This is a genomic window from Streptomyces ruber, assembly GCF_014648075.1.
In the GTDB taxonomy this organism is placed as follows: Bacteria; Actinomycetota; Actinomycetes; order Streptomycetales; family Streptomycetaceae; genus Streptomyces; species Streptomyces ruber.
This window is the reverse complement of record NZ_BMQK01000001.1, coordinates 355,513-371,439: the sequence shown is the minus strand read 5'-3', so window position 1 is coordinate 371,439 and position 15,927 is coordinate 355,513. Positions and strand designations below refer to the sequence as shown.

26 protein-coding genes are annotated in these 15,927 nt (G+C 68.0%); 2 read left to right on the top strand and 24 right to left on the bottom strand.

Annotated features, from left to right (window positions below; translation table 11 throughout):
* Positions 1-95: 95 nt before the first annotated feature.
* The 24 genes from IEZ04_RS01795 to gdhA form a co-directional block, all read right to left on the bottom strand.
* Positions 96-755 carry an adenylate kinase gene (locus IEZ04_RS01795; RefSeq protein WP_189214798.1) on the bottom strand — a complete coding sequence of 220 codons (660 nt, stop codon included), beginning with the start codon at positions 753-755 and terminating at the stop codon, positions 96-98.
* On the bottom strand, positions 755-2,068 hold the full coding sequence (gene secY, locus IEZ04_RS01790) for a preprotein translocase subunit SecY (RefSeq protein ID WP_189214797.1): 1,314 nt from the start codon (positions 2,066-2,068) through the stop codon (positions 755-757). Before secY ends, IEZ04_RS01795 begins: the two co-directional genes overlap by 1 nt.
* A gap of 235 nt (positions 2,069-2,303) precedes the next feature.
* Positions 2,304-2,759 (bottom strand): 50S ribosomal protein L15, encoded by a 456-nt coding sequence (gene rplO / locus IEZ04_RS01785; RefSeq protein ID WP_189214796.1) that lies wholly within the window; start codon positions 2,757-2,759, stop codon positions 2,304-2,306.
* 2 nt (positions 2,760-2,761) lie between these two features.
* Positions 2,762-2,944, bottom strand: a complete 183-nt coding sequence (gene rpmD, locus IEZ04_RS01780) for a 50S ribosomal protein L30 (protein WP_010473936.1) — start codon at positions 2,942-2,944, stop codon at positions 2,762-2,764.
* A complete protein-coding gene (gene rpsE, locus IEZ04_RS01775) occupies positions 2,944-3,549 on the bottom strand; it encodes a 30S ribosomal protein S5 (RefSeq protein ID WP_009190144.1) in 606 nt (201 codons plus the stop codon). The genes rpmD and rpsE overlap by 1 nt, the downstream gene beginning before the upstream one ends.
* Before the next feature lie 39 nt (positions 3,550-3,588).
* Complete coding sequence (rplR, locus tag IEZ04_RS01770; protein ID WP_189214795.1) at positions 3,589-3,972, bottom strand: 50S ribosomal protein L18; 384 nt, start codon at positions 3,970-3,972, stop codon at positions 3,589-3,591.
* A 3-nt stretch (positions 3,973-3,975) separates the two neighbouring features.
* Positions 3,976-4,515: a 50S ribosomal protein L6 gene (rplF, locus tag IEZ04_RS01765; protein WP_189214794.1), complete on the bottom strand. Its 540-nt coding sequence runs from the start codon at positions 4,513-4,515 to the stop codon at positions 3,976-3,978.
* 24 nt (positions 4,516-4,539) lie between these two features.
* Complete coding sequence (rpsH, locus tag IEZ04_RS01760; RefSeq protein WP_030571221.1) at positions 4,540-4,938, bottom strand: 30S ribosomal protein S8; 399 nt, start codon at positions 4,936-4,938, stop codon at positions 4,540-4,542.
* A gap of 212 nt (positions 4,939-5,150) precedes the next feature.
* Positions 5,151-5,336, bottom strand: coding sequence for a type Z 30S ribosomal protein S14 (locus tag IEZ04_RS01755; protein WP_004571834.1), 186 nt, complete (start codon positions 5,334-5,336; stop codon positions 5,151-5,153).
* Positions 5,337-5,341: 5 nt separating this feature from the next.
* On the bottom strand, positions 5,342-5,899 hold the full coding sequence (gene rplE, locus IEZ04_RS01750; protein WP_189214793.1) for a 50S ribosomal protein L5: 558 nt from the start codon (positions 5,897-5,899) through the stop codon (positions 5,342-5,344).
* Complete coding sequence (rplX, locus tag IEZ04_RS01745; protein ID WP_189214792.1) at positions 5,899-6,222, bottom strand: 50S ribosomal protein L24; 324 nt, start codon at positions 6,220-6,222, stop codon at positions 5,899-5,901. Before rplX ends, rplE begins: the two co-directional genes overlap by 1 nt.
* 2 nt (positions 6,223-6,224) lie before the next feature.
* The gene (gene rplN / locus IEZ04_RS01740; protein ID WP_003956455.1) at positions 6,225-6,593 is read right to left on the bottom strand and encodes a 50S ribosomal protein L14; all 369 of its coding nucleotides are present in this window, start codon (positions 6,591-6,593) and stop codon (positions 6,225-6,227) included.
* Positions 6,594-6,773: 180 nt separating this feature from the next.
* Positions 6,774-7,061 (bottom strand): 30S ribosomal protein S17, encoded by a 288-nt coding sequence (rpsQ, locus tag IEZ04_RS01735; protein WP_189214791.1) that lies wholly within the window; start codon positions 7,059-7,061, stop codon positions 6,774-6,776.
* A complete protein-coding gene (gene rpmC, locus IEZ04_RS01730) occupies positions 7,061-7,285 on the bottom strand; it encodes a 50S ribosomal protein L29 (protein WP_189214790.1) in 225 nt (74 codons plus the stop codon). Before rpmC ends, rpsQ begins: the two co-directional genes overlap by 1 nt.
* Positions 7,285-7,704 carry a 50S ribosomal protein L16 gene (gene rplP / locus IEZ04_RS01725; protein ID WP_004984526.1) on the bottom strand — a complete coding sequence of 140 codons (420 nt, stop codon included), beginning with the start codon at positions 7,702-7,704 and terminating at the stop codon, positions 7,285-7,287. Before rplP ends, rpmC begins: the two co-directional genes overlap by 1 nt.
* A 5-nt stretch (positions 7,705-7,709) precedes the next feature.
* Positions 7,710-8,546 carry a 30S ribosomal protein S3 gene (gene rpsC / locus IEZ04_RS01720; protein ID WP_189214789.1) on the bottom strand — a complete coding sequence of 279 codons (837 nt, stop codon included), beginning with the start codon at positions 8,544-8,546 and terminating at the stop codon, positions 7,710-7,712.
* Positions 8,546-8,893, bottom strand: a complete 348-nt coding sequence (gene rplV, locus IEZ04_RS01715; RefSeq protein ID WP_019329637.1) for a 50S ribosomal protein L22 — start codon at positions 8,891-8,893, stop codon at positions 8,546-8,548. The genes rpsC and rplV overlap by 1 nt, the downstream gene beginning before the upstream one ends.
* Positions 8,894-8,937: 44 nt before the next feature.
* On the bottom strand, positions 8,938-9,219 hold the full coding sequence (gene rpsS, locus IEZ04_RS01710; RefSeq protein ID WP_004984529.1) for a 30S ribosomal protein S19: 282 nt from the start codon (positions 9,217-9,219) through the stop codon (positions 8,938-8,940).
* A gap of 12 nt (positions 9,220-9,231) precedes the next feature.
* Positions 9,232-10,068, bottom strand: coding sequence for a 50S ribosomal protein L2 (gene rplB / locus IEZ04_RS01705; RefSeq protein ID WP_189214788.1), 837 nt, complete (start codon positions 10,066-10,068; stop codon positions 9,232-9,234).
* Positions 10,069-10,108: 40 nt separating this feature from the next.
* A complete protein-coding gene (gene rplW, locus IEZ04_RS01700; RefSeq protein ID WP_189214787.1) occupies positions 10,109-10,528 on the bottom strand; it encodes a 50S ribosomal protein L23 in 420 nt (139 codons plus the stop codon).
* Positions 10,528-11,181, bottom strand: a complete 654-nt coding sequence (rplD, locus tag IEZ04_RS01695; protein WP_189214786.1) for a 50S ribosomal protein L4 — start codon at positions 11,179-11,181, stop codon at positions 10,528-10,530. The genes rplW and rplD overlap by 1 nt, the downstream gene beginning before the upstream one ends.
* An 8-nt stretch (positions 11,182-11,189) precedes the next feature.
* Positions 11,190-11,834: a 50S ribosomal protein L3 gene (gene rplC, locus IEZ04_RS01690; RefSeq protein ID WP_189214785.1), complete on the bottom strand. Its 645-nt coding sequence runs from the start codon at positions 11,832-11,834 to the stop codon at positions 11,190-11,192.
* Between the two features lie 17 nt (positions 11,835-11,851).
* A complete protein-coding gene (rpsJ, locus tag IEZ04_RS01685) occupies positions 11,852-12,160 on the bottom strand; it encodes a 30S ribosomal protein S10 (RefSeq protein WP_003948644.1) in 309 nt (102 codons plus the stop codon).
* A gap of 458 nt (positions 12,161-12,618) precedes the next feature.
* Positions 12,619-13,986 (bottom strand): NADP-specific glutamate dehydrogenase, encoded by a 1,368-nt coding sequence (gene gdhA, locus IEZ04_RS01680; RefSeq protein WP_189214784.1) that lies wholly within the window; start codon positions 13,984-13,986, stop codon positions 12,619-12,621.
* A gap of 310 nt (positions 13,987-14,296) precedes the next feature.
* Between gdhA and IEZ04_RS01675 the strand changes: the two genes are divergently transcribed.
* Together IEZ04_RS01675 and IEZ04_RS01670 are read left to right on the top strand one after the other, a co-directional pair.
* The gene (locus tag IEZ04_RS01675) at positions 14,297-14,674 is read left to right on the top strand and encodes a hypothetical protein (RefSeq protein WP_189214783.1); all 378 of its coding nucleotides are present in this window, start codon (positions 14,297-14,299) and stop codon (positions 14,672-14,674) included.
* A gap of 64 nt (positions 14,675-14,738) precedes the next feature.
* Positions 14,739-15,908 carry an ABC transporter substrate-binding protein gene (locus tag IEZ04_RS01670; RefSeq protein WP_229820782.1) on the top strand — a complete coding sequence of 390 codons (1,170 nt, stop codon included), beginning with the start codon at positions 14,739-14,741 and terminating at the stop codon, positions 15,906-15,908.
* Positions 15,909-15,927 lie beyond the last annotated feature (19 nt).

The window sequence follows — 15,927 nt, the reverse complement described above, 5'->3', positions numbered from 1 at the left end:
CGCGGACCCGGCCCGACCGGCGCCGGGGCCGTTCACGCGTCGGCCGCGGTCCCCGTCCTGGAGACCGCGGCCGGACTGACACGGCACGGGACGGCCTACTCGTCGCCCTCGCGCTTCAGCGCCTCCATGGCGCGCTGCGTGACCTCGTCCACCTTGCCGAGCGCCGAGATCGTCACGACAAGGTCCTGGCCCTTGTAGTAGTCGATGATCGGCTCGGTCTGGGTGTGGTAGACCTCCAGCCGCTTGCGGACGGTGTCCTCGGCGTCGTCGTCACGCTGGTACAGCTCGCCGCCGCACTCGTCGCACAGGCCCTCCTGCGCGGGCGCCTTGTACGACACGTGATACACGTGCGACGAGTCGTTGCGGCAGATGCGGCGGCCCGCGATCCGCTTGACGACCTCCTCGTCGGGGACCTCCAGGTCCAGCACGGCGTCCAGCTTCAGGCCCTCGGTCTTCAGCATCTCGTCGAGCGCCTCGGCCTGCGACACGTTCCGCGGGAACCCGTCGAGCAGGAAGCCGCCCAGCGCGTCGGGCTGCTCCATCCGGTCCTTGGCCATCGCGATGGTGACCTCGTCCGGAACCAGGTTGCCCGCGTCCATGTAGGACTTCGCGAGCTTCCCGAGCTCCGTCTGCCGGCTGATGTTGGCACGGAAGAGGTCGCCCGTGGAGATGTGCGGGATCGACAGGTTCTTGGCAAGGAACGCTGCCTGAGTTCCCTTGCCGGCACCGGGCGGCCCGACGAGGACGATTCGCATCAGCGGAGGAACCCTTCGTAATTGCGCTGCTGGAGCTGGCTCTCGATCTGCTTCACCGTCTCCAGGCCCACACCCACGATGATCAGGATGCTGGTACCGCCGAACGGGAAGTTCTGGTTTGCCCCGAAACCAGCCAACGCCATTGTCGGGACGAGAGCGATCAGGCCCAGATACAGCGAGCCCGGCCAGGTGATCCGGTTGAGCACGTACGAAAGGTACTCAGCGGTCGGTCGGCCAGCCCGGATGCCCGGGATGAAGCCACCATACTTCTTCATGTTGTCCGCGACTTCCTCGGGGTTGAACGAGATGGCCACGTAGAAGAACGCGAAGAAAACAATGAGGAAGAAGTAGATGGTGATGTGCACGGGCGCCGCCGTGTCCGCCAGATGGCGCTGGATCCAGGCCGCCCAGCCTGCCGTGGAGTTGGAGAACTGCACGATCAGCGCCGGAATGTAGAGCAGCGACGAGGCGAAGATGACGGGGATGACACCCGCCTGGTTCACCTTGAGCGGGATGTACGTCGACGTGCCGCCGTAGGACCGGCGGCCGATCATGCGCTTCGCGTACTGCACCGGGATGCGGCGCTGGGCCTGCTCGACGAAGACCACCAGCGCGACCATGACCAGGCCGACCGCGATGACGATGCCGAACTCGATCCAGCCGCCGGCGAGGTCGCCCTGCTTCTTGATGGCCCACAGGGAGGACGGGAAGGTGGCGGCGATCGAGATGAACATCAGGATCGACATGCCGTTGCCGATGCCGCGGTCGGTGATGAGCTCACCGAGCCACATGACGAGGGCCGTACCGGCCGTCATCGTGATGACCATCGTGATCGTGACGAAGATCGAGCTGTCCGGGACGATCGAGCCGGCCAGGGTGCAGCCGGAGAAGAGCGAACCGCTGCGGGCGGTGGCCACGAGGCCGGTGCCCTGGAGGACCGCCAGCGCGACCGTCAGATAACGCGTGTACTGCGTGATCTTGGCCGTGCCGGACTGTCCCTCCTTCTTGAGGGCTTCCAGACGGGGAATCACCACGGTCAGCAGCTGCAGAATGATGCTCGCCGTGATGTACGGCATGATGCCGAGCGCAAAGATAGTGATCTGGAGCAGCGCGCCACCGCTGAACATATTGACAAGACCGAACAGGCCTTGGTTGGCGTTTGCCTGGTCGATACAGAACTGGACGCTTTTGTAGTCGACGCCCGGGATCGGGATGTGCGTACCGATCCGGTAGATCACGATGATGCCGAGCGTGAAGAGCAGCTTCTTGCGCAGGTCGGGCGTCTTGAACGCCCGGGCGAACGCGGTGAGCACGGTGCCTCCTGCGACCCCCGCGCTTCTCTGCGTCAAGGGTGACGGTCTGAGGTTCGACAAATAGGTAACGGCCAACTGCCGCGCCGGGTGCCCCGCGTGGAGCGCCCGGTGAAAGTGGGCAGTGCAGGCCACCTTACCGGCGAGACTGCCGCCCTAGGAACGACCAACCGGGGATACCCCATTTGTGGGGTATCCCCGGTCGGGATCGTTCAGGTCATCGAGACGCCCGAAGGACTCAGACGAGCTCGGTGACGGTACCGCCGGCGGCGGTGATCTTCTCCTTGGCGGAGCCGGAGACGGCGTCGACCGTCACCTGCAGCGCCACGGAGACCTCGCCCTGGCCCAGGACCTTGACGAGGCTGTTCTTGCGAACGGCACCCTTGGCGACCAGGTCCGCGACCGTGACCTCGCCACCCTCGGGGTAGAGGGCGGAGAGCTTGTCCAGGTTGACGACCTGGTACTCGGTCTTGAACGGGTTCTTGAAGCCCTTCAGCTTCGGGAGACGCATGTGGAGCGGCATCTGGCCACCCTCGAAGCTCTCCGGAACCTGGTAGCGGGCCTTGGTGCCCTTGGTACCACGACCGGCCGTCTTACCCTTCGACGCCTCACCACGACCGACACGGGTCTTGGCGGTCTTGGCGCCCGGGGCGGGACGGAGGTTGTGGATCTTGAGCGGGTTGTTCTCCGCCATGATCAGTCGACCTCCTCGACCGTCACGAGGTGGCGGACGGTGTGCACCATGCCGCGGAACTCGGGGCGGTCCTCCTTGACGACCTGCGTGTTGATGCCCTTGAGACCAAGGGAGCGCAGGGTGTCACGGTGGTTCTGCTTGCTGCCGATGTACGACTTCGTCTGCGTGATCTTGAGGCGAGCCATTACGCACCCGCCCCGGCACGCGCACGCAGCAGAGCCGCGGGGGCGACGTCCTCGAGCGGCAGACCGCGGCGGGCCGCGATCTCCTCGGGACGCTGCAGGCCCTTCAGGGCCTCCACGGTCGCGTGCACGATGTTGATCGCGTTGTCGGAGCCGAGCGACTTCGACAGGACGTCGTGGATACCGGCGCACTCGAGCACGGCACGCACCGGACCACCGGCGATAACACCGGTACCCGGGGACGCGGGCTTGAGCAGCACGACGCCGGCAGCCTTCTCACCCTGGATGGGGTGCGGGATGGTGCCCTGGATACGGGGGACCTTGAAGAAGTGCTTCTTGGCCTCCTCGACACCCTTGGCGATGGCGGCCGGCACCTCCTTGGCCTTGCCGTAACCGACACCCACGGTGCCGTCACCGTCGCCCACCACGACCAGCGCGGTGAAGCTGAAGCGACGACCACCCTTCACAACCTTGGCGACTCGGTTGATCGCGACGACGCGCTCGACGTACGCGGTCTTCTCGGCGGCAGCTGCGCCGCCGTCACGGCCCTTCCGGTCCCGCCGCTCGCCGCCACCGGCACCGCCACCGCGGCGCTGGGGTCCAGCCATTGGATTTACCTCTCTCTTTCCGCTAGCTACGCAGCGAGCTCAGAACTTGAGCCCGGCCTCGCGGGCGGCGTCGGCCAGGGCCGCGATGCGACCCGCGTACCGGTTACCACCACGGTCGAACACGACGGTCTCGACACCCGCGGCCTTGGCACGCTCGGCGACCAGGGCGCCGACCTGCTTGGCCTGTGCGGACTTGTCGCCCTCGCCACCGCGGACGGACGTGTCCAGGGTCGAGGCGGACGCCACGGTGTGACCCTTCAGGTCGTCGATGACCTGGGCCACGATGTGACGGTTCGAGCGCGTCACGACCAGGCGCGGACGCTCGGCCGTGCCCGAGACCTTCTTGCGGATACGGATGTGGCGGCGCTTGATGGCTGCGCGCTTGTAGGCGTCGCCCTTGGCGATCTTCTGCCCGTATGCCATGGCTTACTTACCCGCCTTTCCGACCTTGCGGCGGATGACTTCGCCCTCGTACTTGACGCCCTTGGCCTTGTACGGGTCGGGCTTGCGCAGCTTGCGGATGTTGGCCGCGACCTCGCCCACCTTCTGCTTGTCGATGCCCTCGACCGAGAAGCGGGTCGGGGACTCCACCTTGAAGGTGATGCCCTCGGGCGCCTCGACGGTGATCGGGTGGCTGTAGCCGAGCGCGAACTCGAGGTTCGAACCCTTGGCCGTCACGCGGTAACCGACACCGCTGATCTCGAGCTTCTTCACGTAACCCTGGGTCACGCCGGTGATCATGTTCGCCACCAGCGTGCGGGACAGGCCGTGCAGGGCCTTGTTCTGACGCTCGTCGTTCGGGCGGGTGACGCTGAGCACGCCGTCCTCGCCCTTAGCGATGTCGATCGGCGCCGCGATGGTGTGGGCGAGGGTGCCCTTGGGGCCCTTCACCGAAACCGTACGGCCGTCGATGGTGACGTCCACGCCGGCGGGAACCGTGATGGGGAGCTTGCCAATACGCGACATAGCTGTTTCCTCCGTTCCCTTCCGTTACCAGACGTAGGCGAGGACTTCCCCACCCACGCCCTTCTTGCCGGCCTGCTTGTCGGTGAGGAGCCCGTGCGACGTGGAGATGATCGCCACGCCGAGGCCGCCGAGCACCTTCGGCAGGTTGGTGGACTTCGCGTACACCCGGAGACCGGGCTTGGAGATCCGCTTGATGCCCGCGATGGAGCGCTCACGGTTCGGGCCGAACTTCAGCTCGAGGGTGAGGTTCTTGCCGACCTCGGCGTCCTCGACCTTCCAGCCCGTGATGAAGCCCTCCTGCTGGAGGATCTCCGCGATGTGCGACTTGATCTTGGAAGCGGGCATCGTCACGGAGTCGTGGTATGCCGAGTTCGCGTTCCGCAGACGCGTAAGCATGTCTGCGATCGGATCAGTCATGGTCATGAATTGGCCTTCGGCCTCTCTCGCCGGGGTTTCCTGGTGCGCCATCCCTCTCCCCGATCCGAGACGGGACGGGTGCGGCGCGGTGGACCTACGGCGTAGTAAGTCGTACGGGCGCGACAGGCGCCCAACCCCACAAGCCTAAGGCATGTGAGCTGGGCGTCCTGCCGACCCAGATGCTTACCGAGAGCCTTGGGAATCCCGAATAAGGGGGATTACCAGGAGCTCTTGGTCACGCCCGGCAGCTCGCCACGGTGAGCCATCTCACGGAGGCACACGCGGCACAGGCCGAACTTGCGGTACACGGAGTGCGGACGGCCACACCGCTGGCAGCGGGTGTAGGCACGCACAGCGAACTTCGGCTTACGGGCAGCCTTCGCGATCAGAGCCTTCTTCGCCATCTCGCTCACGCCTCCTTGAAGGGGAAGCCGAGGTGACGGAGGAGCGCACGGCCCTCTTCGTCGTTGGTCGCCGTGGTCACCACGGTGATGTCCATACCCCGGACGCGGTCGATCTTGTCCTGGTCGATCTCGTGGAACATGACCTGCTCGGTGAGACCGAAGGTGTAGTTGCCACGGCCGTCGAACTGCTTGGGGGACAGACCACGGAAGTCGCGGATGCGCGGCAGCGCGAGCGACAGGGTGCGGTCCAGGAACTCCCACATGCGGTCGCCACGGAGCGTGACGTGGGCACCGATCGGCTGGCCCTCACGCAGCTTGAACTGCGCGATGGACTTGCGGGCCTTGGTGACGGCCGGCTTCTGGCCGGTGATCGTGGTGAGGTCGCGAATCGCGCCGTCGATCAGCTTGGAGTCGCGGGCGGCGTCGCCCACACCCATGTTGACCACGATCTTCACGAGGCCGGGGATCTGCATGACGTTCTCGTACTTGAACTCGTCACGCAGCTTGCCCGCGATCTCCTCGCGGTACTTCGTCTTCAGACGCGGAGTGGTGGTGGTAGCCATCAGATGTCCTCACCCGTCCGCTTGGCAACGCGGATCTTGTTGCCGTTCTCGTCGAAGCGGTAACCGACGCGGGTCACGACCTTGTTGCCGTCCTTCTCCACGACGAGCTGAACGTTGCTCACGTGGATCGGGGCCTCGGTCGTCACGATGCCGCCGGCCTGGGAACCGCGAGCGGTCGGACCGGCCTTGGTGTGCTTCTTGACCCGGTTGACACCCTCGACCAGGACGCGGTCCTCGCGGGGGAAGGCCGCGATGACCTTGCCCTGCTTGCCCTTGTCCTTACCGGTGATGACCTGGACCAGGTCGCCCTTCTTGATCTTCATGCTTACAGCACCTCCGGCGCGAGCGAGATGATCTTCATGAACTTCTTCTCGCGCAGCTCACGGCCGACCGGGCCGAAGATACGGGTGCCGCGAGGGTCGCCGTCGTTCTTCAGAATGACGGCGGCGTTCTCGTCGAAGCGGATGTACGAGCCGTCCTGACGGCGGCGCTCCTTGACGGTGCGAACGATGACCGCCTTGACGACGTCACCCTTCTTCACGTTGCCACCGGGGATCGCGTCCTTGACGGTGGCGACGATGACGTCACCGATGCCCGCGTAGCGGCGACCGGAGCCACCGAGCACACGGATGCAAAGGATTTCCTTCGCACCAGTGTTGTCGGCGACGCGCAGTCGCGACTCCTGCTGGATCACGTCTATCTCCTGATCGTCTGCCGGTTCCCGCAGTGCCCTTGCGGGCAGACCCTGCGAGCCTGGCGGAACTGTCCTGCGGGGGTGCCCGCAGGAATTACTTTGGCCTCTCGTGGGCGAACACCCGGCCGGGGGGCTTTGCGACCCCCCGGCGGGGTCAGCGGGGGCGTGCGCCCCCGCTTCTTACTTCGCCTTCTCGAGGATCTCGACGACGCGCCAGCGCTTGGTCGCGGACAGCGGCCGGGTCTCCATGAGGAGGACGCGGTCGCCGACACCCGCGGCGTTCTGCTCGTCGTGCGCCTTGAGCTTGTTCGTACGGCGGATGACCTTGCCGTACAGGGCGTGCTTCACGCGGTCCTCGACGGCGACGACGACGGTCTTGTCCATCTTGTCGCTGACGACGAGACCCTCGCGGGTCTTGCGGAAGCCGCGCGCCTCGGTCTTCTCTGCAGTCACGTTGTTCTCGCTCATCAGGCGTTCTCCACCGTCTCGATGCCCAGCTCGCGCTCGCGCATCAGGGTGTAGATCCGCGCGATGTCCTTGCGGACCGCCTTGAGACGGCCGTGGTTCTCAAGCTGTCCGGTCGCCGCCTGGAAGCGGAGGTTGAACAGCTCTTCCTTGGCCTCGCGGAGCTTCTCCAGAAGCTCCTCGTTGCCCAGCTCGCGCAGCTCGGACGCCTTGGTACCGGCCGACATCACGCTTCACCTGCCTCGCGCTTGACGATCTTGCACTTCATCGGCAGCTTGTGGGCCGCACGGGTCAGGGCCTCGCGCGCGATCTTCTCGTTCGGGTAGGACAGCTCGAACATCACCCGTCCGGGCTTGACGTTCGCGACCCACCACTCCGGCGAACCCTTACCGGAACCCATGCGGGTCTCGGCCGGCTTCTTGGTCAGCGGGCGGTCCGGGTAGATGTTGATCCAGACCTTGCCGCCACGCTTGATGTGACGGGTCATGGCGATACGAGCCGCTTCGATCTGGCGGTTCGTGACGTACGCCGGGGTCAGCGCCTGGATGCCGTACTCGCCGAACGCAACCTGCGTTCCACCCTTGGACATGCCGTTGCGCTTCGGGTGGTGCTGCTTGCGGTGCTTGACCCTACGGGGGATCAGCATTTCGGTCAGGCCTCCGTTCCGGTGCTCTCAGCCGGAGCGGCAGCGGCGGGCGCCTCGGCCTTGGGGGCCTCGGCGGCCGGAGCCGACTGCTGCTGCGGCTTACGACCGCGACCGCCACGCTCGCCACCGCGGCCACCACGGGCCGGGCGGTCGGCGCCACCACGGGCCGGGCGGTTGCCGGCGCGGGCAGCGGCGTTCTCGGCGCGGACCTCGGCGATGTTCTTGACGTCGCCCTTGTAGATCCAGACCTTCACGCCGATGCGGCCGAAGGTCGTCTTGGCCTCGAAGAAGCCGTAGTCCACGTTCGCACGGAGCGTGTGCAGGGGCACACGGCCCTCGCGGTAGAACTCCGAGCGGGACATCTCGGCGCCGCCGAGGCGGCCACCGCACTGGATCTTGATGCCCTTGGCGCCGGCCTTCATGGCGGACTGCATGCTCTTGCGCATGGCCCGACGGAAGGAGACGCGGGAGGAGAGCTGCTCGGCGACGGCCTGGGCAACCAGCTGAGCGTCGGTCTCGGGGTTCTTGACCTCGAGGATGTTCAGCTGGACCTGCTTGCCCGTGAGCTTCTCGAGGTCACCGCGGATGCGGTCGGCCTCGGCGCCACGGCGGCCGATGACGATGCCCGGACGCGCGGTGTGGATGTCCACGCGGACACGGTCACGGGTGCGCTCGATCTCGACCTTGGAGATGCCGGCGCGCTCCATGCCGGACGTCATCATCCGACGGATGGCGACGTCTTCCTTGACGTAGTCCTTGTACAGCTTGTCAGCGTACCAACGCGACTTGAAGTCGGTCGTGACACCGAGCCGGAACCCATGCGGGTTTACCTTCTGGCCCATTACCGGGTTCCTTCCTTGCTGCTGACGACCACGGTGATGTGGCTGGTCCGCTTGCGGATCCGGTAGGCACGGCCCTGGGCACGCGGGCGGAACCGCTTCAGGGTCGGACCCTCGTCGACGTACGCCTCGGAGATGTAGAGGCTGTCGGCGTCAGTGTGGTCGTAGTTGTGCGCGGCGTTGGCGATGGCGCTGTCCAGCACCTTGCCGACCGGCACGCTCGCGGCCTGCGGGGCGAAACGCAGGACCGCCTGAGCCTCCGTGGCATCCATGCCACGGATGAGGTCCACCACGCGGCGGGCCTTCATGGGCGTGACGCGGATGTACCGCGCCTGGGCCCTGGCTTCCATGGTTGTCCCTTCAGTGTTTGTCATGGTCATTCACACCCCGCTGACTAGCGGCGCTTCGACTTCCGGTCTTCCTTGACGTGACCCCGGAAGGTGCGCGTCGGCGAGAACTCGCCGAGCTTGTGGCCGACCATCGACTCGGTGACAAACACCGGGATGTGGGTCTTGCCGTTGTGCACCGCGATCGTGTGGCCGAGCATGGCCGGGACGATCATCGAGCGGCGGGACCAGGTCTTGATGACGTTCTTGGTGCCGGCTTCGTTCTGGGCGTCCACCTTCTTGATCAGGTGGTCGTCGACGAAGGGCCCCTTCTTGAGACTGCGCGGCATCTAAACCCGCTCCTAGCGCTTCTTGTTCGTCTTGCGGCGGCGGACGATGTACTTGTTCGAAGCCTTCTTCGGCGAACGAGTACGACCCTCCTTCTGACCCCAGGGGCTGACCGGGTGGCGACCACCGGAGGTCTTGCCCTCACCACCACCGTGGGGGTGGTCAACCGGGTTCATCGCCACACCGCGGACGGTCGGGCGGACGCCCAGCCAGCGCTTGCGGCCGGCCTTGCCCCAGTTGATGTTCGACTGCTCGGCGTTGCCGACCTCACCGACGGTGGCGCGGCAGCGCACGTCGACCAGGCGGATCTCACCGGACGGCATGCGCAGGTGGGCGTAGGCGCCCTCCTTCGCGAGCAGCTGCACGGAGGCACCGGCGGAGCGGGCGAACTTGGCGCCGCCACCGGGACGGAGCTCGATCGCGTGCAGCGTCGTACCGACCGGGATGTTGCGCAGCGCCAGGTTGTTGCCCGGCTTGATGTCGGCCCCGGGACCGTTCTCGATGCGGTCGCCCTGCTGCAGGCCGCGCGGCGCGAGGATGTAGCGCTTCTCGCCGTCGGCGTAGTGCAGCAGCGCGATGCGCGCCGTGCGGTTGGGGTCGTACTCGATGTGCGCGACCTTCGCCGGCACGCCGTCCTTGTCGTGACGACGGAAGTCGATCACGCGGTAGGCGCGCTTGTGGCCACCGCCCTGGTGGCGGACGGTCACACGACCCGAGTTGTTACGGCCACCCTTGCTGTGCAGGGGGCGGACCAGCGACTTCTCCGGCGTGGACCGCGTGACCTCGACGAAGTCGGCGACGCTGGAACCACGACGGCCCGGCGTAGTCGGCTTGTACTTGCGGATTCCCATTTCTCAGTCCTCGTCCGATATCGGACGATCCGGACCGCCCTCAGGCGGTCGGACCGCCGAAGATGTCGATACGGTCGCCCTCGGCGAGGGTCACGATCGCGCGCTTGCTGTCGGCACGCTTGCCGAAGCCCGTGCGGGTCCGCTTGCGCTTGCCCTGGCGGTTGATCGTGTTGACCCCGGTGACCTTGACCGAGAAGACCGCCTGGACGGCCTCCTTGATCTGGGTCTTGTTGGCCTTCGGGTCCACGATGAACGTGTACTTGCCCTCGTCGAGAAGCGCGTAGCTCTTCTCGGACACGACCGGCTTGATCAGGATGTCACGGGGGTCCGTGTACGCCTTGCTCGCCGGAGTGACGACGGTGTTCTTGCCCTCGGTGGCGTGACGGCGCGCCTTGGCGACGCGCGCGGCCTTGGCGGCCTTGGCCGCCTTCGAGGCGATGCTCGGGTGACGCGTGGCCATCAGGCTTCGCTCCCTTCGGTGTCGTTGGCCTTGTTCGGGCCGGCGACGAAGGACTCGAAAGCGGCCTGGGTGAAGACCACGTCGTCCGAGACGAGAACGTCGTACGTGTTCAGCTGGCCCGGCTCCAGAATGTGGATCTGGGGCAGGTTGCGGGCGGACAGCCACGCGGCCTCGTCGGAGCGCTCGGCGACCAGGAGCAGGTTCTTGCGCTCCGAGATCTTGCCGAACAGCGTCTTCGCGGCCTTGGTGGAGATCTCGCCCTCGACCACGCCGGAGACGACGTGGATACGGCTGTGGCGGGCCCGGTCGGTGAGGGCACCGCGCAGGGCGGCGGCCTTCATCTTCTTCGGGGTCCGCTGCGAGTAGTCACGCGGCACGGGACCGTGCACGACGCCACCACCGGCGAACTGCGGCGCGCGGGTCGAGCCCTGGCGGGCGCGACCGGTGCCCTTCTGGCGGTACGGCTTCTTGCCACCGCCACGGACCTCGCCGCGGGTCTTCGTCTTGTGCGTGCCCTGGCGGGCAGCGGCCAGCTGCGCGACGACGACCTGGTGGATCAGCGGGACGCTGACCTTGGCGTCGAAGATCTCCGCGGGGAGCTCGACGGTACCGGCCTTGTCGCCTGCCGGCGAAAGGATGTCAACAGTGCTCATCGGTTACCTCAGGCCCCCTTGGCCGCGGTGCGGACCAGGACGAGGCCGCCGTTCGGACCGGGAACCGCGCCCTTGATGAGCAGCAGACCCTTCTCCGCGTCAACGGCGTGGACGGTCAGGTTCTGGGTGGTGACCCGCTCGTTGCCCATGCGACCCGCCATGCGGAGGCCCTTGAACACGCGGCCCGGGGTGGCGCAGCCACCGATGGAACCGGGAGAGCGGTGCTTGCGCTGGGTGCCGTGCCCGGCGCCGAGGCCACCGAAGTTGTGGCGCTTCATGACACCGGCGAAGCCCTTGCCCTTGCTCTTGCCGGTGACGTCGACCTTGACGCCCGCCTCGAACACCTCGGCGGTGACTTCCTGGCCGAGGGTGTACTCGCTGGCGTCCGACGTGCGGATCTCCACGAGGTGGCGGCGCGGGGTGACGTCGGCCTTGGCGAAGTGACCCTTGAGGGGCTTGTTCACCTTGCGCGGGTCGATCTCGCCGAAGGCGATCTGGACCGACTCGTAGCCGTCGACGTCGTTCGTACGGACCTGGGTCACGACGTTGGGGCCGGCCTTGACGACGGTGACCGGGACGACGCGGTTGTTCGCGTCCCACACCTGCGTCATGCCGAGCTTCTCGCCCAGGATGCCCTTGATCTGCTTGGTCATTCTCAGATCACCGGCCCTCAGAGCTTGATCTCGATGTCGACACCGGCCGGGAGGTCGAGTCGCATCAGGGAGTCAACGGTCTTGGGCGTCGGGTCGAGGATGTCGATCAGGCGCTTGTGCGTGCGCATCTCGAAGTGCTCGCGCGAGTCCTTGTACTTGTGCGGCGACTTGATGACGCAGTACACGTTCTTCTCAGTGGGCAGCGGCACCGGGCCCGCGACCGACGCACCAGTGCGGGTCACCGTCTCGACGATCTTCTTCGCCGAGGAGTCGATGACCTCGTGGTCGTAGGCCTTGAGCCGGATGCGGATCTTCTGTCCCGCCATGGCTACTCAGCAGTCCTGTCTCTCTTACGCTCTGGAACCCGGTGCTGCACGGCCTCGCTCCGACCCACGCGGTCGGGCGTGTCGCGGTCCCGCTGACACAGATGCCCCTTGCTCGAACATCCCTGCTGGGGAACACGGCCCTACCAGAACCGTCGGCCGGGGGCGAAAGACCCACCGGGTGCCTGGCCGGTGCCGCGCCCACGCTTCCCGGAAGATTCCCGTACGTCCGCCCCACACGGGGACGACGAGTACTGTGGGACTCGCTTCCGGTCCTCCCGGCGGGAGGCGCGCAGCATCAACACTCGACCGAGCAACTCGGACAGTCTGCCATACGGGGCGGGGAGTCCGCCAATCGGGCCGTAGAGCGTACCCGGAGAGTGACGTAGGTCAAACTCCGAACCACTTGCGGGGGCCCGAGCCTCCCCGCCGCGCGGTTCCGCGGGGCGCTGCCCGGCGTGTCAGATCACACCCTGCGCCAGCATCGCGTCCGCCACCCGCTCGAACCCGGCGATGTTCGCGCCGGTCACGTAGTCCCCGGGGGCACCGTACCGGTCGGCGGTCTCGTGGCAGACGGTGTGGATGCCGTCTATGATGCGGGCCAGCTCGTCCTCGACCCGCTCGGCCGGCCACGCCGTACGGGAGGCGTTCTGGGCCATCTCCAGGGCGCTCACCGCTACCCCGCCCGCGTTCGCCGCCTTGCCGGGGCCGAACGCGACGCCCGCCTGCCGGAGCAGGCGTACGGCCTCCGGCGTGGTCGGCATGTTCGCGCCCTCCGACACCGCCTTCACGCCGTTGCGCACGAGGGCGGCAGCGTCTTTCTCGTCCAGCTCGTTCTGGGTCGCGGACGGCAGCGCGACATCGGCCGGGACCTCCCAGACCCGGCCGCCGGGCACGTACGTCGCGGAGGCGCCCCGGCGCTCCGCGTAAGTGGCGACCCGGCCGCGCTCGACCTCCTTGACCTGCTTCAGCAGCCCCAGGTCGATGCCCTTCTCGTCGACCACGTAGCCGCCGGAGTCCGAGCAGGTCACGGCGTTCGCGCCGAGGGCCGTGAGCTTCTCGATGGTGAAGAGGGCGACGTTGCCCGATCCGGAGACGACGGCCGTGCGGCCCTCCAGGTCCTCGCCCCGCTCGCGCAGCATCGCCGCCGCGAAGAGCACGTTGCCGTACCCGGTCGCCTCGGGCCGGACCAGCGAGCCGCCCCAGCCCCGGCCCTTGCCGGTGAGGACGCCCTCCCAGCGGTTGGTGATGCGCCGGTACTGGCCGAAGAGGTAGCCGATCTCGCGGGTGCCGACGCCGATGTCACCGGCCGGGACGTCGGTGTGCTCGCCTATGTGCCGGTGCAGCTCGGTCATGAAGGACTGGCAGAACCGCATGACCTCCGCGTCGCTGCGGCCGCGCGGGTCGAAGTCGCTGCCGCCCTTGCCGCCGCCGATGCCGAGCCCGGTCAGCGCGTTCTTGAAGACCTGCTCGAAGCCGAGGAACTTGACGATGCCGAGGTCCACCGACGGGTGGAAGCGCAGTCCGCCCTTGTACGGGCCGAGCGCGCTGTTGAACTCCACCCGGTACCCGCGGTTGACGTGGACCCGCCCCTGGTCGTCCTGCCACGGCACCCGGAAGATGATCTGCCGCTCCGGCTCGACCAGCCGTTCGAGGAGACCCGGCTCCGCGTACTCCGGCCGGGCGGCCAGCACCGGAGCCAGCGTCTCCAGCACCTCGTGGGCGGCCTGGTGGAACTCGGGCTGGGCGGGGTTGCGGCGCTCGATCTCGTCGCGCAGGCGGTGGAGCGAGTGCAGCGGGGTCTTGGTGGTGTCGGATCGTGTCGCCACGAGGTCCCTCTCTAGGTGCGGGTGCGGGGGCGGGTGCGGGTGCGGGGGCGAGACGTTACCGCTTCGCTCCGGCGTGAAGCCACGTACCGACTCGGGTCCCGGGCCGCGAGGAGCGCGTACGGCAGCACGCCGCACGCCGGCGTTCCATCGGAGTACCCGATCAACCATTGTGCGGACGCATCACCCGGCCGCTTCCCTTACCGGTCCGGCACACCGTCGTTCAGCCCGGTAATCCGGTGATCGCGTGATCCCGGTGGCTCCCGGCGCGACGGCCGGGAGCGCACTCCTCGGCGGAAGGAAACCGGCTGACATGCACGGTGCGCGGCGTATCGCGGTGGTGGGCTCGATCGTGGGACTCCTGGTGGCGGTCCCGTCCGGCCTGGCCACAGCCCATGCCGGGGACGGCGAGGCGGGGGCGGGCGGGGTGCTGTCCAACCTCGCCGGCCGGAACTCGTCCGGCCATGCCGACCTCTGCGGAACGGGCAAGGTGGCCCTCCTGAAGGACCGCGCCTGTGTGAGCGAGGACGACGGCGGGGCCGGAGGGGACCAGGCGGGTCCCAGCGGTGGCGTCCTGTCCAACCTCCTGTTCGCCCGCAACGCCTCGGGCCACAGCAACAACTGCGGCAACGAGACGGTGTCCGTGCTGAGCCGGACCACCTGTGTCACCGTCGACCGCTCCGGTCACTGACCGCGGGCGACGAGCGGAGGCCGGTGTGAACCGGATGTCGCCGAGTCGCTTGGTGATCGGGGTCGTGGCTCCGCTGACGGGGCGGCTCGCCCCCCTCGGGGCCCCGTTGGCGTACGTCCTGCGCGCACTGGCCCCCCGGCTGGCGCACGTCCGCAACGGCGGCCGCCGGCACGACGTGACGGTCGCCGTGCGCGACAGCCGCTCCGACCCGGAGGCGGCCCGGCGGGCCGTGCGCGGCCTGGCCGGTGCCGACGGGGCGCACATCGTGCTGACCATGGCCGGAACCCGGGTACTGCCTGCCGTCACCGACGCCTGCGAGAAGGCGGAGGTGCCCTGTGTGTCGACCACCTTCCCCTGGCAGGCCTACCTGCACGCCCGGGGCGTCCGCCCCGGGCACCGCTTCCGGTGGACGTACCACTTCGCCTGGGGGCTGGACGACATCGCGTCCGTCTTCGCCGATCTGTGGGACGGCGTCGACGGCCGGTCCCCCGTCGGGTGCCTGTGGAACGACGACCTGCAGGGCGGGCTGCTGCGTCATGACCGGTACGGCTTCGCCCCGGTGACGTCCGTGCGGGGGCGCGCCCTGGTCGACCTGGGCGCCTACCGGGAACCGGCCGGCGACTTCCGCGCGCAGGTCGGCCGACTGCGCGAGCACGGTGCCGTCGATCTCGTCACCAGCGCGGCCACCGCCTCCGACCTGGCCCTCTTCCATCGTGAGGCCCGCGAGGCGGGGCTGCGTCCCCGGCTGATCACCTGCTCGCGCTGGCTGACGTACCCCCACACCAGCACCGCCCGGGCCCCCGGCGTCCCCGGAGAACTCGCCGACGCGCGCGTGGCCACGCTGGTCTACTGGAGCCCCGGCCATCCCCACCGCTCCGGCCTGGACGGCACCACCTGCGCGGAACTCGCCCGGGCCTATCAGGAGGACACCGGCTCGCCCTGGCTCCAGCCGCTGGGACTCGCCCACGCCCTCCTGGAGACCGCCCACCACGCCCTCACCGTCGCCACCGACCCGACGGACCGTTCGTCGGTGGCGCATGCCGTCGCCGCCACTCCCCACGGCACCGTCGTGGGCACTCTCGACTTCGCCCGGGGACCGACCCCGAACACCGCGGCACTGCCCCTCGTCGGCGGCCAGTGGCAGCCCGGTCCGCGAGGACCCCGGCTCGCCGTCGTCAGCAACACCGGCCATCCGGACGTACCCCTCACCGGAGACCTCGTGCCGGCCCGGTGACCGCCCGCCGGGCCGTGTG